Here is a 14,581-nt window from a genome sequence, read left to right as displayed (position 1 = left end):
ACCCGAACTTTATTGTCAGGGAATGACTACCTGAGCTGAACTGTTGCAGACCGTGTACGAATGTTATTGGGTGGATACCCAAGATTGATCCGCAATCCAAGCACCATACTCTCGAAGAAGCAGGGCTCACGGAGCCCGCAAAGAAGGGACCCTCGTGTCTGTTTACACGCTGCCGGAACTCCCCTACGACTACGCAGCCCTCGAGCCGCACATCTCGGGCAAGATCATGGAGCTGCACCACGACAAGCACCACGCGGCATACGTCGCCGGCGCCAACGCTGCACTCGAGAAGCTGGCCGAGGCTCGCGAGAACGACACCATCGCCGCGCAGGCCAACCTGCTCGAGAAGAACCTGGCTTTCCACCTCGGTGGCCACACCAACCACACCGTTTTCTGGAACAACCTCAGCGCTGACGGTGGCGACAAGCCCGAAGGCGAACTCGCCGCAGCGATCGACGACAACTTCGGTTCGTTCGATCTCTTCCGCGCACACTTCTCCGCGAACGCCAACGCCATCCAGGGCTCCGGCTGGTCCATCCTCGCGTGGGATTCCATCGGCGCACGCCTCGTCATCGTCCAGCTCTACGATCAGCAGGGCAACATCTCCATCGGCCTCACGCCGCTGCTGATGCTGGACATGTGGGAGCACGCTTTCTACCTCGATTACCAGAACGTCAAGGGCGACTACGTCAAGGCATTCTGGAACATCGTGAACTGGAACGACGTCACGGCACGCTTCGAGCGCGCTCGTACGCAGACCGCAGGCCTGATCGTCTAGTCACGTTCTCCTTGCTCTATGCGGCGGCGCTCCTTCACCAGGGGCGCCGCCGTTTGCATCAGCAAAGCGCCCGCAAGAAGGGCCGTCGCCACGCCGAACACCAAAGCGATTGTGCGCGAATCCGATCCACTTCCCGGCGCAGGCGTTTGATTCACCGCCACAGGATCGGACAGCACCGACATCAGTTGAACCTGCTGCGGAGTGGTCAACGCCGGCAGCCCGGATTTTGCGGTGTCCAACCCGGTCACCAACGACGTCGCAACCGACTTGAGAGTCCCGAACCCCTGGGTGATCTGAGTGGTCACATCTTCGAGCATCTGCGGAGCCTGGTCTGCGATCGGAATCAAACCGTCACTCAATTGACCGGCAGCGCTGTTCAATTGAGCACTGGCACCCTGCAATTGGCCGACGGCAGTACGCACCAAATCGCCGAGCGCCGTATCGGGGCCCACCGACCCACCCAACATCGACGGCACCGCGTTCAATTGCGCAGTCACGGCACCCAAGTCGGTACTCACGCTCGCCAATTGCGCCGTAATATCCTGCGGCACCGGCAATCCGCTCAACGCACCGGTCAGCGAATCGATGCGCGACTTGAGATCTGCGGTGGACGACGACGCCTCACCCAACGTCAAGCCGAGCGAGTCTGCGCGCGTGGCCAATTCCTCCGCCGACCCGGCAGCCTGATCCACGACGCCGGAAACCTGCTCCGCGACACTCGTCAACTGCAACGAACCCGCGCGCGCTGTTTCCAGGTACGGCAGGATCGTGTCTGCCCCGGCCTTCACCTGGTCGATCGACTTCTCGGCGCCGGCTGTTCCCGCTACCAGCATCTGCGCGGTCACCAGATTCTGATCGAATGCCCGACGAGCAGCGGACGTCTGTGACATCAAACCCTTGATACCGTCGGCACTGACCTGCGCCGACACCGCGCTGGTCAGCGCCACCGCCTGCGCTCCGTCAGCGCCCTGAACCTCGAGGTCGATGCTTGCCTGCTGCGGATCCGGGCCCAGCATCGAGGCAACCGACTCACTGAAATTCTCCGGCACGGTGAGGGTCGCAAAATAGTTACCGCCGGGGCTGTCCACGACGTGGAATTCGAAGTCTTCACTCGCGCTCAGTGTCTCGACCAGCGTGTCACCGGCGCGTAGTTCCTCGCCGTCCAGCATGGTTCCGGCATCGGTGTTGACTATCGCAACTGCCCGCGAGTTGTTCTCGCTGCCCGAGAACCACACCCAGCCCGTACCGGCCACCGCACCCACCACAACAGCTGCCAAACCACCCACCGCCAGCCGTCGACCAAGTAGCGACGGCTGGCGGTGGGTGTTCTCGGTGTTGTTCGCGGTGCTCATGGCCGAGACGATAGATGGCGATCTTGTAGAAATACTGAGAGTTACCTCAGCCGGCGATCACCGGATCGTCCGCCAGCGCATCCGTCCTGGCCTGCAACCGCGTCCTCATCGTCTCTACCTCGGCGGCAAGAGCCTCCTCCGTCAAACCGTCACTGAGCGGAATCGACGACGCGACATCGTCCAGAATTCCCAGCGCGCGGCCACTCGAGAAGAGCTGCTCGTACAGTTCGCGGTACGCCGTGTCATAGGTCTCGGTGAAGGCCGTCGACGCGAGGAACCGTTCCTTCAGTTGGTTGCCTCCCATTCCGCCGCCCATGCCCCCGCCCATGGCCCCGCCGGGCGCCTGCTCGGCGCCTTCCTGTCCAGCAGCCGACTCTCCCGTGCCCATCTGTCCCGCGTCCATCTGTCCTGCACCGCGCGCTGCACGACCGGGGGGCATTGTTCCTGCTGTCATTGTGCCCTGTGGTGCGGCGCCGTCCGTCGCGGCTCCCTGCTGAGCGCCGCCGCGCATACCGCCACCTCCCATACTGATCGAATCATGCGGTCCCGCTTCGGAATTACCGCTCAGCGCCATGTTGAGATCCCACGCAACGACAGAGATTTTCTTCGACTCGAGGTCGTACCACAGATAGTAGTTCTTGCCCGGCCCCGCCATGTCATCACCGTTCACCAGAAGATTCTGCGTCGCAACGTATCTGGCGAAGGAATCGACGTCGACCCAGTTTGCGAGTTCTGAGTCAAACTGCTCGTCGGTCGCCGAATCCAGCCACTTCAGGAAGCTGATGATCGGCTGAAGGTCCTGCGAACCTTCAGCATTGATCTGCTTGAACTGGTCGACGTAGGTCGTCTGGTCGTCACCTTGATAGGTGAAGCTCGAGTTGGCATCGGCCTTGTAGAGCACTCCGTCACTGTCGAACAGTGAGTTCGCATAGCCCTCGTCTGGATGCTCGAGTATCAACCGCGTCTGGGTTTCGGAGCCGTTCACCGAGTACACCGCATAGCTGTATCGCTGTGTTGGCTGGCCGGATTCAGCGGTGAGCGACAGCGCCATCGCCTCGTTCAGCACTGGGCTTCCCGGCCGGATCGACAGCTGTGTCATACCTTGGTAGGCCCGCCCGGACACATTCTTGTCAAAGCTGATCAGGAAAGGCAGAGACGCCGGATCATCGGCTGACAGGCTGACCATGCCGCCGCCCCCGCCACCCCACTCGGGTGCGGCCGCCGGTACTGTCGCATCAGCTACCACCGCGCCGTCCGGGATTTGCATCCCGCGTCCGCCGGATTCAGTACTACTCAGGCCACGAAGCGTGGAGTTGCCTTTCAGTCGCAAGCCGACATCGGTGACCAGGGTGCCGTCGATCGTGATGTCGGCCTCGATCCACTCCTTCTCACCGTCGGTTGCGTAAGCATCGATCATCTTGTCGTAGTCGGATTCGCTGAACTCCACGCTGAAGGTGTGTTCAACCGATGTGTCGAAGAAATCAACTGAGCCCGTGATGTTCTCGGCAACCTGCGATGCGATGACCGTCGCGTCCCCGGTGATGTACGGACGCACCCGAGTCTGACCGAATACGCCGGCAAGCACAGCCACAAACGCGACGAACGCAGCAGCCAACTTCCAATGCTGACGCAGAGGCGTTGGCACCCTGTGGATCAGCCGCCTACGGGGTGCAACCGGCGCTGCATTCTCGCCCATCAGATATCAGTCTGGTCGTAACCGGTCAGGACTGTGACTCGCTGGCCGGAGTTCACGCCACTGAGTGCCGAGATCAGTTCTGCCGGTTTCTTACCCGGCTTCAGTTGGGCGGTGTAATACAGCTCGGTGAGAGCGCCCGAACGTACCGATTCGGTGGAAACCAGTTCGAATTCCTTGGTGTAATCGATCAGAATGTCTTCGACCAGTGCGGTGTATCCGGGCTCCGGGGGAACCTGGACCTTCACTACCTGACGTTGCACGTCGAGCTTGAACATGTTGAATTTGCTCATCAGGACCAAGACCAGGCAGATGGCGATGGTTGCGGCAATTGCCAGGAGGTAAAACCTTGTACCCGTGGTCATTCCGATTGCCATGACGAGGAAGATGAAGCCCACGTCGCGAGTTTCCTTGATCGCGTTGCGAAATCGCACCACGGAGAGCGCGCCAACGAGCGCAAACGCCCGTGCGACGTTCGATCCGACAACCAGCATGATGAGGCTGATGACCATGCCCACCATCACCAATGTCTGCACGTACGACTGACTGTACGAAACGTTCTTGTGCGTCAATCGGTACACGTAGCCGATGGTCGCGGACAGCACGAAGGAAAGTGCAAGCGAGACAATGATGTCGAAGGTCGAAAAGGTGCCGCTGAGATCTTGTAGATCGAAATTCATTTACAGTCCTGATGTGACGAGGGAGCTCTCGAATGGAATCGAGGGCGTGAGCAGTTCTTCACGGGCATGCAGGCGCGAGCGCGGCGCCATCCCGAAGGCTTCGACGCTCTGGCAGTATTTGGAGATTCGCACGACGGACATGTCCATCCGTGCTGCCATATCCGTAACCCAATAAGGCACACGCTCATTGGCTTTGATCTCCACGATGCACAGGTGCGGTGGAATGATGAAGCGATTCTGCGCTTCGGCCGCGAAGTGGAAGTCGCGATCTCGGCCGTGAATTTTGTGATCGATGGTCACCCGCAAGCCGAGGTCGGCGTCGATACCGACAAACGCTTCACGCAGATATCCGGTCGTGACCGACGGCCGGAGGTCGAGATTGCCGATCAGCGTGGACACTTCGTTGACAAAGGGCTGCGCCGTTCTGTCCACGTCGATGTCGCGTCGGCCGTCACACAATTGCCGCGCAACATCGTAGGAAACCTGAACGCGCCGCTTCTGAGTCACACGATTGACCCGTTGCTTGATCTCGACGTACACAGGCGTCTCGTCAACTGCGTCGGACGGGCGACCGTACAGGCGAATTCGGAGTTTCCGGCGAAACTTGAGTCCTTCGATCTTTTCCCAGTAGAAGCGAAGGCTCTGTGTGTCGTAGTACAGGCTGGTCACCGGGTATCCACCGATCGGCGAATTCACATCGGAGTCCATGTGTGCATTCAGTTCCTCGCGCAATGCGGGAACGTCTCGTTCGTGGGCTAGATACTTGATCTCATACCGGTTGAACGCATGGAGCGAACTAGCCGTGCGCAGAGATCGTTCGGGCGTTCCCAATGACGTGGCCTTTCTTCGTCGACTGGGAAACAGTCCACTCCATCAGGCTTTGGTAATCCTGGAGTAAAGCTGCCAAGTTGCTGTCAATCTCGAAGAAAGGTTGCGTCAACCTGAAGTTGGCTCGGTGTTCACCCGGGACTGCTCTTCAGGCGGCTCCTCGTCCACTTCCGGTTCCTCGACAGCATCTGGTGGCTTTGCAACCTCTTTCGGACCACTGATCAAGATGTCGGCCCACCGGGTAGACGGATCGATGTCGAGCAGGACGGCTTTCACCAGAAGTGAGAGCGGAATAGCCAGCAGCGCACCGAGCGCGCCCAACACCCACGACCAGAAGATGAGCGAGAGGAAGGTCATCGTCACCGACAGACCAACGGCGTCACCGACAAACTTGGGTTGGATAATGGACTGGATGACGAAGTTGATCACGGAGTACACGACGATCACCCACACCATCAACCATGGTCCGCCCTCGAGGAGTCCGAGCAGTGCCGGCGGGATCACACCGATCACAAATCCGATGTTCGGGATGTAGTTGGTGATGAACGACAACAACGCCCACAGAATCGGCAAGGGGATCCCCATCAACCACAGCGCGCCGCCGTCCAGCACCGCGACGATCAGACCGAAGACGGTGGACACCACCAGGTACTTGCGGGTTCCCTTGGCAAAAGTGGAAAGAGCGTAAGAGATTTCAGGGCGCTCTTCGGCCAGGATATGCAGTCTCGACCGGATACTCATGCCGTCGAAGGCCATGAACAGCAGTAGCGCCAAAATGAACACGAGGTCCGAGAACACTCCGAGGAGGCCCTCGAGAGCTGTCTCGACCACTCCCAAAACCTTGGTGAGATCGATACTGCTGACCGTGTTTTGGATCTGCTCGGTATCAACTCCGAAGCTAGCCAGACTACTTCGAGCCTCGTCCAGGAGCGCACCCATCTTGTCTGAGTACTCCGGCAGGATCGTGGCCAATTGAGCAGTCGAGACAACCAACGACGCGGCCAAGCCGATCAGGATCAAATACACCGTGACCAGGGCGCCGAGCATGCCGAGCCACTTCGGCCAGCCGTGCTTCTGCGCCCAATCCTGAATCGGCTGAACGGCAACGGTCAGCATCAAGGCCAGAAATACAGGACCGAGAATTCCACTGAAGCCCTTCATCCCGGCAACCGCGACCACTGTTGCGGCAGCGCCGAGCAGCACGATCAGCCCGCGCGGAATCGACCAATGTTCGCTGCCTGTGACAGTCGGTGCCGGGGCGGGGACGGGAACAGGAGCGGGAGCCCGCTTAGAGAACACCAGCTTCCTTTGCCCGACTCCTGATCTGGAACGCACCGACGATCATCAGAATGCCGAAGAATATTGCGTACCAACCAAGCAACCAGGTCAACCCGATGATGCCTTCACCAGGGAAGATGAGCAGGATTATTCCGAAGATCACGGCCAGCACCGACGCGGCGAGTAGCCATCCCCACCCGGAGCCCGACAAGCCCTTGAGCTTGAAAGATCCGACCACGCCGAGGATTCCGAACAGGATGGCGTAGAACGCGATGATGTACAGCAGTACCACCGCAGTGATTCCGGGCCATACCAATGCGACAACACCGGCTGCCACCGAGACCACGCCCGTGAAGACGAACCATCCCCATGAACTGAGATGCGCTCGGTCGCGGATTGCCCGCACCAAGGTGACCACGCCGTCCACGATGGAGTAGATACCGAAAACGAAGACCAAGGCCACCACGGTTATTCCCGGCCACACGAGGGCGATGATTCCGAAAATCACGCCGAAGATTCCGCGGACCAGGATCATCCACCAGATCTCTTTGCCGTACAACACAAACGGGTTCGTTGCGACCATCAGTAGCCTCCGAGCATTTCAGTTCGTCGGACGAATACCCGGTGCCGTCCACGATCCCGAGAGCACCGAAGCCTTGGGCCAATACAGTCGCAAGAATACGTTGAATCCGTCTGCCGGGCTGGGTAACCAGTTCTTTTCCTTCGAGCCGCCTGGAGACTCGTGCTGAATGTAGATATTCAGGGAGCCGTCGTCCTCGAACCCCAGGTCACTTCGGTCACCGATGGCGTATCGATCAATCGGATTGTCCACGAAGAACTGTCGCTCGTTCATCATTGTGAGCGACCAGAAACCTTCGACCGGCGGAAGCTCGTCCTCGTCGAAGTGCAGGACGTAGTTCTTCTCCCCGGTCAGGGCGTTGCCGTCGATGTCGGTGGTGGCATGCGGGTACACGGCGTCCGCGTCGAGGTTCGCGCCGAATCCCAGCCATACGATCAAAGCCCGCTGCGCATAGTGCGTTCCGTAGTGCCCCAACCCGCGGTGCATGGTCCAGCCGTTCTTCGGGGAACTTTCGGCGTCGGCCGCGATCGTGTGCAGCAGGTCCATGCCGCTGCGTGCGGCGCGGTCCAATGCGTCGCGCACTTCGGGTGGCCGCGACGCCCACGCGAGTCCCGACCCGATTCCTATATCGCCGAGCTGCTTCATGATCTCGGAATCCTCGGGACGCGGTGGATTGTCGTCGAGTAGCGCGTCGAGTGCGGTGAAGAACGCCTGTCCGTCCATCGCGGCAACCTGGTCGACCGGGGGTGTGAACGTATCGACTGTCGGGTCGAGCGAGCCTTCGGGCGCCGTGTATCCCGCCTTGTTGTCCGTCCACTGCGACAGTGGTGTCAGCCGGGTTCCGTCCTGCAACGTGTGTACTGCGGCGAGGTCGGTGCCGCCCGATGTGGCGTAGCGCGCCACTATCCAATTCATCGCCGTCGGCGAGCGGAGAAGCGTCGTACCCCGCGGCACTTCGCCTTTCCATGTCGGACCCGCCACGACGTACGGTCCACCGGTGCGGCCTACTGTGCGGGAACCGGGCACGGTGAAGACATCGCTCCACGCGTCGAGAATCGGGACCAGCCAGTACCTCGTCCCGAAGTCCGGCAACGTCAAGACCTGCGGTTCGGTCCGCAAGTCCAACCACGCCGACGAGTAGAGAGTGTCCGCGTTGGGTGAGACCACATCCGTGAACGACGCATCCGGGGTTTCCCGCGCGTACGCAAACTGGTTGAGCGGCGCTTTCATGCCCTGTGGCGTCGCCGTTGCCGTCATCACGTCCCGTGAGACCGCCGCGATCAACAGTGGATATCCGAATATCCAGGCCTGCGTTGCCAAATCATCCAACGACGAGCGCTTCGAGGCAGTCATGCCCGGTGAATACCACCGCCCTCACCTGCGCAAACCACCGCCGGCACCTGCGCACATCACCGCTGGCACTCTCCTACTCTTGTGTGCCAGCAGTGTTTAGGCGCATATTTTACCTACCCAACGACGTGTGCCGGATTTACCTGTCATCACCTCGGGGAGGAACAGAGATGAATAGAAATGAAGCGATAGGCATCTCACCGTTCCAGCAAGCCGGAGCGTTGCAGGGTTTTGTCATTTCGGGGCGTTGGCCCGACACCACCAAAGAATGGGCGCAACTGCTCGCATTGGCTGTGCGGGTCGCGTCACTCCCCGGTCTGTTGCCCACCTCGACGGTTTTCGGCGTGCGCGAGGACGTCCCGGATGATCCACAACCGGGCACTGTGGGATTGGTGATGGCCGAAGGTCCGGTTCTCGGAGATTTTGCTCTGCCACCTGGGCGTTTTTCCGAGCATCAACCGCCGGCACTGATCATGCTGCACCCACCCTCCGAAACGACTCCCAGCCTGCCGGAATGTGAGGGCAGCGCCTCTGGGTGTGTCCTGCTTCCCGGACTGCCGTACCTCGGCTTGGACCATCGCGCGGCCTGGGTGGAAGCTGAGGCCGACGGGACGGTCGTCTCGATGATCAGCCGGGTCGGCATCGATCCGATCAGCGATCCCGACACCGCAGTTTTGGCAATGCTCCTCGCCTGCTGACGGTAACGGTAAGCGATAAGTTCGGTCTCCCAAACTTGCTGTGTGCTTTGCCAATTCGCGAAACGCAGGCTAACCTCGGTAACAACGAAGGGGAGTAGCCCCCAATCGCCTGTGTCGACATACTGGTTCGACGCGTTCCGCCTGGTGCGGATCGCGAAGCGCCCGGCCTGGCGAACCGAAGGTTTCTGACCTCGGTGGGCGAGACCTTCGGCCGGACAAACGCACCCGTTGCGTCTGTCCAGGCCGGAGGCCCCATATTTCCTCCGACCGATACGGACCGGAGGAGTTAATCTTGCTAGCCGCAATACTTTTGAGCTTCGGCGTCATCTTCGTCGCCGAACTCGGCGACAAATCCCAGCTGATGGCAATGACATTTGCCCTGCGCTATCGCTGGTGGGTTGTTCTCGGCGGAATCACCGTCGCCACCACCCTTGTTCACCTGGTGTCAGTGGCTGTCGGCCACTACCTGGGCGTCGCACTGCCCACGGCGGCAATTTCCATCGTCGGCGGCATCGCCTTCCTGGTCTTCGGCCTCTGGACCCTGCGCGGTGACGATCTCACCGAGGACGAGCAGAACAAGGCCGGTCGCGTCACCCGCTCAGCCTTCATCGCCGTCGCGTCGGCCTTCTTCCTGGCAGAACTCGGCGACAAGACCATGCTCGCCACCATCACCCTCGCTACCGACAACAACTGGATCGGCATCTGGATCGGATCGACCGTCGGCATGGTGGCGGCCGACGCTCTCGCCATCATCGTCGGCTCGGTACTGGGCAAGCACCTCCCGGAGGGATTCATCAAGATCGGTGCCGCGGTGCTGTTCTTCGTCTTCGGTGTCTGGCTGCTGCTCGAAGGCATCTTCCCGGACTCGTCCGCCGGCATCATCGGCGGCGGAGTTGTCCTGGCAATGTCCGTGGTGGGCGCGCTAGCCCGAATGATCTGGAAGCGCACCCACCCGAAGCCTCCTTCAGAGCTTGGCTCTGATCTCCTGCGCGATCGGCTGGAACTGCTCGAGGAAGGTAAGCGCCCAACCGAATGAGGCGACGCCCTCGTAGTCGAACGAGTACACCTGATCGTTCTTGACGGCGCGCAGACGCTGGAAGATGGTGTCGTTCGCCAACTTCTCGTTGATCGGACCCTTACCACTGTTGGTGATGATGACGTCGGCCTCGTCGAGTAACTCCAACTGCTCCTTCGGAAACCACTCGTTGCTGCCGGCGGGAATTGCGAGTGAGCGGTCGTTGAACTGGAACCCGGCCTCGCTGATGACCGTGGTCTGATACTTGGTCGGTGAATATAGCGAGAAGCCGCTCTCCTCGAAGTACGTGGTGTAGACGACCTTCACCTTGCTCAGCACGTCCGCGTTGTCGCTGCGGAACTTGGCAATCCGCGCCTCGTACCGGTCTGCCAACTCCTGAACTTTCGCACTCTGGTTGAGTGCGTCCGCGACCCCGAGGGCACGCTCCTTCCACGCGTACTGGCCGTCTTCGGCAAAAACCGCGGTCGGTGCGATCGACCGGATCTGCTCGTAAAGATCCGGGTTGTTCTCCGAAAGGAGGTTGGTCATCACGATCAAGTCGGGAGACAAAGCCGCTATCGCCTCGGCGTTGGGCTCGTACCAGCGTCCCACCTTCGGGAGAGACCGCAGCGCGGACGCATAGGGTTCCGGGACGCCGTCCGCGTTCTCGTAGTCCACCGGCAGTCCGACGGGTGTGAATCCGGCGTCGAACATCGCGGGGCCCGTGTAGTAATCGGCGCTGACCACCCGCTGCGGATTAACGGGCACCTCCACCTGGCCGTTGACGGTGGTGATCGTGCGCATCTCGCCCTCGGCCGTTTCGCCCGAACTGGTTCCGCAGGCGGTAAGCAATCCGATCCCGGCTAAGGCACCGGCCCCGAGGAAACCTCGCCGGGTGAGTGCGGCGGTGATGCGAGCGAATTCGGCATCGGTATCGAGTGTCGGCAGCAGAAGTGATGTCATTAAGTGTCCTGACAGTAACTGAAATTAGGGTGACCTAAAAAATATCCTCACCTGCGGGGTTACGGTGAAGAGTATCGGTCAAGGGTTGTCTCTTTCACGCCACAGACAACTGGTCTGACCACTTGACCTCTTGCCAGAAGGTGGCCTATCGTCAGTACATGTTCCAACCCGTTGCACGTACCTCGGCTTCCGGCGCAGTGTTCGACCAGATTTCGGTGAAAGTGCTGGCCGGAGAGCTTGCGGCGGGCGAAAATCTCCCCAGCGAGCGCAAGCTCGCCGAGGCGTTCGGCGTCTCGAGGCCCGCGGTCCGAGAGGCAATTCAGAAGCTCGCCCAAGCGGGACTAGTCGAGGTCCGCCAGGGCGAATCGACGTCAGTGCGTGATTTTCGACGCCAGGCCGGACCCGAGCTTCTCCCCCAATTGCTGATACGCGACGGTGTCCCCGACCTGGCCGTGGTGCGCAGTGTCCTGGAAACTCGTGAGTTGATGGGACCGCAGATCGCGGTGCTTGCCTCCCGTCGCATCTCCGCGGAATCTGCCCAGGAACTCGACATGGCCGTGGATCAACTAGGCGCCACCGAAGATCCGGTAGAGCTGCAAGCGCGGGCTCTGGCGTTCTGGGACGTCGTCGTCGACAGCGCAGATTCCATTGCCTTCCGCTTGATCTTCAACAGCCTGCGCGCCGCCTACGAACCGGCCATGACTGCACTTGCCTCCGTCATGGTCGCCGAAGTCGGCCAGACCGACCTGTATCGAAAACTGGCCTCCGCCATCACTTCACACGACGAGTCCACTGCCGAGGCGTCAGCCGCACAGCTCCTTCACACCGGCACGACGGCAATCGGCGACGCTCTCACCTTCCTGGAAGGACTGAAACCATGAGCAAGCCCGTCACTCTCGCCGATGCCGCACGAACGTTCCACAAGTCACCGACGCCGTGGATGATCGGCACTATGTTGGTGGCTGCAGCGGCGACGCGCATCGCGCTGGGCAACTGGCAGATCACCGACGCACTTGTTCCACTCGTGATGCTTGCCGCATTCCCCTTCGTGGAGTGGATCATTCACGTCTTCGTTCTCCATTGGAAGCCGCGGACCATTGCCGGCGTCACACTCGACTCACGCCTGGCGCGCAGCCATCGGGAGCACCATTTCGCCCCGCGAACCGTCTCACTCATCTTTATTCCGTGGCAGACACTCCTGATCGTGATTCCCGTCCTGACCGCTGTCGCACTCCTGGCGTTTCCCCGCGTCGAACTCGGCCTGACCTTCCTGACCTGTATTTCCGTACTCGGTCTCGGTTACGAGTGGACTCATTTCCTCATCCACAGTGACTACAAGCCGAAAACTGCTCTCTACCGGTCGGTTTGGCGCAACCATCGCAACCATCACTTCAAGAACGAGCACTACTGGTTCACCGTCACCACCGCGGGAACGGCCGATCGCGTACTGGGCACGTACCCCGATCCCAAATCCGTCGAGACATCCCCGACAGCCAAGAACCTGCACGGCACCGCGTCGAAGCTGTGAAGAAACGCCGATTCCTGGCCCCCAGCTGGCAATGAACTTGAACTTGACTGTGTATCAGCGATTTTCGTTGAAACCCACTCGAACCGTGCTTAGTGTCGATGGAGTCAGAAGTTCGAAAAACGCTGTAACCGAAGGACACAACACATGTTCAACGATGTATTCAACAACGTCATCCACCCGATGGTCACGAACTTCCAGCAGTTGGGTCCCCAGCAGTTCATTCCTCAGCAGTTCATCCCTCAGCAGTTCATCCCTCAGGGCCTGTTCCAGCAAGCGCCGCAGGCAGCAGAGCAGGCTGTGACGATCTTCGGTAGCTGATACCGCAATCCACAGATAGCGCCACTCAGGGGTCGTCCGTCCAATATGCTGGACGGACGACCTGAGTGCCTCCGCCTGACAAGGATCCCCATGAGCCCCAACACCCCCGTCCACGCATTCACCGATGACGCCCTGGGCGATCTCGACGCTACCGGCGTCGCCGCCCGGATCGAATCAGGCGAGGTGACCGCACGGGAAGTTATGGAGGCGTCGATCGCGCGCGCCGAGGCAGTGCAGGGGCAATTGAACGGTCTGGCCTGCACAGACTTCGATCGCGCACTCGCCAGAAGCAGCCGGCCGACCACGGGCATCTTCGCCGGCGTCCCCACCGCGATCAAGGACAACACCGACAGCGCCGGCCTTCCCACCCAGCAGGGCAGCACCGCCTTCACCGCAGTCCCCGCCAAGGCTGACAGCGATTTCGCGAAGCAGTTCCTCTCCACCGGGGCCATTTCGATCGGCAAGACCCGACTGCCCGAGTTCGGATTCAGTGCGTCCACCGAGTACATGACGGAAGAACCCGTGCACAACCCGTGGAACCCGGCCTACTCGTCGGGCGCTTCCTCGGGTGGCGCTGCCGCACTGGTTGCTGCCGGAGTCCTCCCGATCGCGCACGCCAACGACGGTGGTGGATCGATTCGCATTCCCGCCGCTGCCTGCGGACTCGTCGGACTCAAACCCACTCGCGGCCGTACCATCGCCGATCCGGCCGACAAGTCGATGCCGATCCGGCTGATCTCTCAGGGCGCCGTCACCCGCACGGTTCGCGACACCGCACGATGGATGTCAGCGGCCGAAAGTTACTACCGCAACCCACGACTCGCACCGGTTCGCCTGATCGAAGGACCCAGCTCAACCCGCCTGCGCGTCGGCGTGATCACCGATTCCGTGACGGTCACCAAGACCGACGACGAGACACGCAAGTCCGTCGAAGCTACGGCTGAACTCCTTGCAAGCCTTGGCCATCACGTCGAGGACGCGGCATTGCCCGTCGGACCGGAATTCATCGACGACTTCAGCATCTACTGGGGATTTTTGTCGTTTGCCATCTCCACCGGTGGCAAACAGATGCTCGGGCCCGACTTCGACAAGTCCGGCACCGACAATCTCACCAAGGGCCTCTACACGCTGTACCGGAAGAACCTGGTGAAGACGCCGCGCGTGCTCTACCGCCTGCGACGCCTCCAGCAGCAGTACAGCGCCATGTTCTTGAAGTACGACGTCGTGCTCTCGCCGGCTCTTGGGCACACCACCCCCGAGCTCGGACACCTCTCTCCCGCTCAGCCTTTCGAGGAGCTTTTCGACAAGTTGATCGCGTACACGTCGTTCACACCGCTCAACAACATCTCCGGTGGTCCCGCGATTTCGCTACCGATGCACCAGACCAGCAACGGTTTGCCGTTGGCTTCGCATTTCTCCGCCGATCTCGGCGACGAGCGCACACTCCTCGAATTGGCCTTCGAACTGGAAGAGGCTCAGCCCTGGAGAAGAATCCAGGACTGAGCCTCACCGGTAAATAC

At 60.6% G+C, this 14,581-nt stretch carries 15 protein-coding genes; 7 read left to right on the top strand and 8 right to left on the bottom strand.

All coding sequences use genetic code 11. The features are described from left to right. Positions 1 to 154 precede the first annotated feature (154 nt). Positions 155 to 778, top strand: coding sequence for a superoxide dismutase (locus CJ178_RS21535; RefSeq protein WP_033235191.1), 624 nt, complete (start codon positions 155 to 157; stop codon positions 776 to 778). On the opposite strand, the gene CJ178_RS21530 is transcribed toward CJ178_RS21535, so the two are convergent. From CJ178_RS21530 to CJ178_RS21500, 7 genes are all read right to left on the bottom strand, one after another. After that, positions 775 to 2,130 carry a hypothetical protein gene (locus CJ178_RS21530; RefSeq protein WP_095887620.1) on the bottom strand — a complete coding sequence of 452 codons (1,356 nt, stop codon included), beginning with the start codon at positions 2,128 to 2,130 and terminating at the stop codon, positions 775 to 777. The genes CJ178_RS21535 and CJ178_RS21530 overlap by 4 nt on opposite strands. Before the next feature lie 46 nt (positions 2,131 to 2,176). Then, positions 2,177 to 3,826 carry a CotH kinase family protein gene (locus CJ178_RS21525; RefSeq protein ID WP_095887619.1) on the bottom strand — a complete coding sequence of 550 codons (1,650 nt, stop codon included), beginning with the start codon at positions 3,824 to 3,826 and terminating at the stop codon, positions 2,177 to 2,179. Then, positions 3,826 to 4,503, bottom strand: a complete 678-nt coding sequence (locus CJ178_RS21520) for a DUF4956 domain-containing protein (RefSeq protein ID WP_033235194.1) — start codon at positions 4,501 to 4,503, stop codon at positions 3,826 to 3,828. Before CJ178_RS21520 ends, CJ178_RS21525 begins: the two co-directional genes overlap by 1 nt. After that, entirely contained in the window at positions 4,504 to 5,367 is an 864-nt protein-coding gene (locus tag CJ178_RS21515) for a polyphosphate polymerase domain-containing protein (RefSeq protein WP_051730595.1), read from the bottom strand. A gap of 72 nt (positions 5,368 to 5,439) precedes the next feature. Then, entirely contained in the window at positions 5,440 to 6,630 is a 1,191-nt protein-coding gene (locus CJ178_RS21510) for an AI-2E family transporter (protein WP_095887618.1), read from the bottom strand. Continuing rightward, positions 6,620 to 7,192 carry an HdeD family acid-resistance protein gene (locus CJ178_RS21505; protein ID WP_033235197.1) on the bottom strand — a complete coding sequence of 191 codons (573 nt, stop codon included), beginning with the start codon at positions 7,190 to 7,192 and terminating at the stop codon, positions 6,620 to 6,622. Before CJ178_RS21505 ends, CJ178_RS21510 begins: the two co-directional genes overlap by 11 nt. Positions 7,193 to 7,210: 18 nt before the next feature. Next, positions 7,211 to 8,542 carry a DUF1254 domain-containing protein gene (locus tag CJ178_RS21500; RefSeq protein ID WP_033235198.1) on the bottom strand — a complete coding sequence of 444 codons (1,332 nt, stop codon included), beginning with the start codon at positions 8,540 to 8,542 and terminating at the stop codon, positions 7,211 to 7,213. A gap of 167 nt (positions 8,543 to 8,709) precedes the next feature. Here CJ178_RS21500 and CJ178_RS21495 point away from each other — a divergent pair, with 167 nt between their 5' ends. Together CJ178_RS21495 and CJ178_RS21490 are read left to right on the top strand one after the other, a co-directional pair. Continuing rightward, complete coding sequence (locus tag CJ178_RS21495; protein ID WP_095887617.1) at positions 8,710 to 9,237, top strand: peptidase; 528 nt, start codon at positions 8,710 to 8,712, stop codon at positions 9,235 to 9,237. 292 nt (positions 9,238 to 9,529) lie between these two features. Further along, entirely contained in the window at positions 9,530 to 10,273 is a 744-nt protein-coding gene (locus CJ178_RS21490; RefSeq protein ID WP_095887616.1) for a TMEM165/GDT1 family protein, read from the top strand. On the opposite strand, the gene CJ178_RS21485 is transcribed toward CJ178_RS21490, so the two are convergent. Next, positions 10,202 to 11,215, bottom strand: a complete 1,014-nt coding sequence (locus tag CJ178_RS21485) for an ABC transporter substrate-binding protein (protein ID WP_095887615.1) — start codon at positions 11,213 to 11,215, stop codon at positions 10,202 to 10,204. The genes CJ178_RS21490 and CJ178_RS21485 overlap by 72 nt on opposite strands. A 158-nt stretch (positions 11,216 to 11,373) precedes the next feature. On the opposite strand from CJ178_RS21485, the gene CJ178_RS21480 reads away from it, so the two are divergent. From CJ178_RS21480 to CJ178_RS21470, 4 genes are all read left to right on the top strand, one after another. Beyond that, entirely contained in the window at positions 11,374 to 12,096 is a 723-nt protein-coding gene (locus tag CJ178_RS21480; protein ID WP_095888087.1) for a FadR/GntR family transcriptional regulator, read from the top strand. Continuing rightward, on the top strand, positions 12,093 to 12,743 hold the full coding sequence (locus CJ178_RS21475) for a sterol desaturase family protein (RefSeq protein WP_095887614.1): 651 nt from the start codon (positions 12,093 to 12,095) through the stop codon (positions 12,741 to 12,743). The genes CJ178_RS21480 and CJ178_RS21475 overlap by 4 nt, the downstream gene beginning before the upstream one ends. 144 nt (positions 12,744 to 12,887) lie before the next feature. After that, positions 12,888 to 13,061 (top strand): hypothetical protein, encoded by a 174-nt coding sequence (locus CJ178_RS32860; RefSeq protein WP_179300798.1) that lies wholly within the window; start codon positions 12,888 to 12,890, stop codon positions 13,059 to 13,061. A 90-nt stretch (positions 13,062 to 13,151) separates the two neighbouring features. Beyond that, on the top strand, positions 13,152 to 14,564 hold the full coding sequence (locus tag CJ178_RS21470; protein ID WP_095887613.1) for an amidase: 1,413 nt from the start codon (positions 13,152 to 13,154) through the stop codon (positions 14,562 to 14,564). The last annotated feature ends 17 nt before the right edge of the window (positions 14,565 to 14,581 follow it).

Origin of the sequence: Rhodococcus sp. ACPA4 (genome assembly GCF_002300185.1) — a bacterium.
Taxonomy (GTDB): Bacteria; Actinomycetota; Actinomycetes; order Mycobacteriales; family Mycobacteriaceae; genus Rhodococcus_F; species Rhodococcus_F globerula.
The sequence above is the reverse complement of the archived record's forward strand: the minus strand, read 5'-3'. Positions and strand labels throughout refer to the sequence as shown.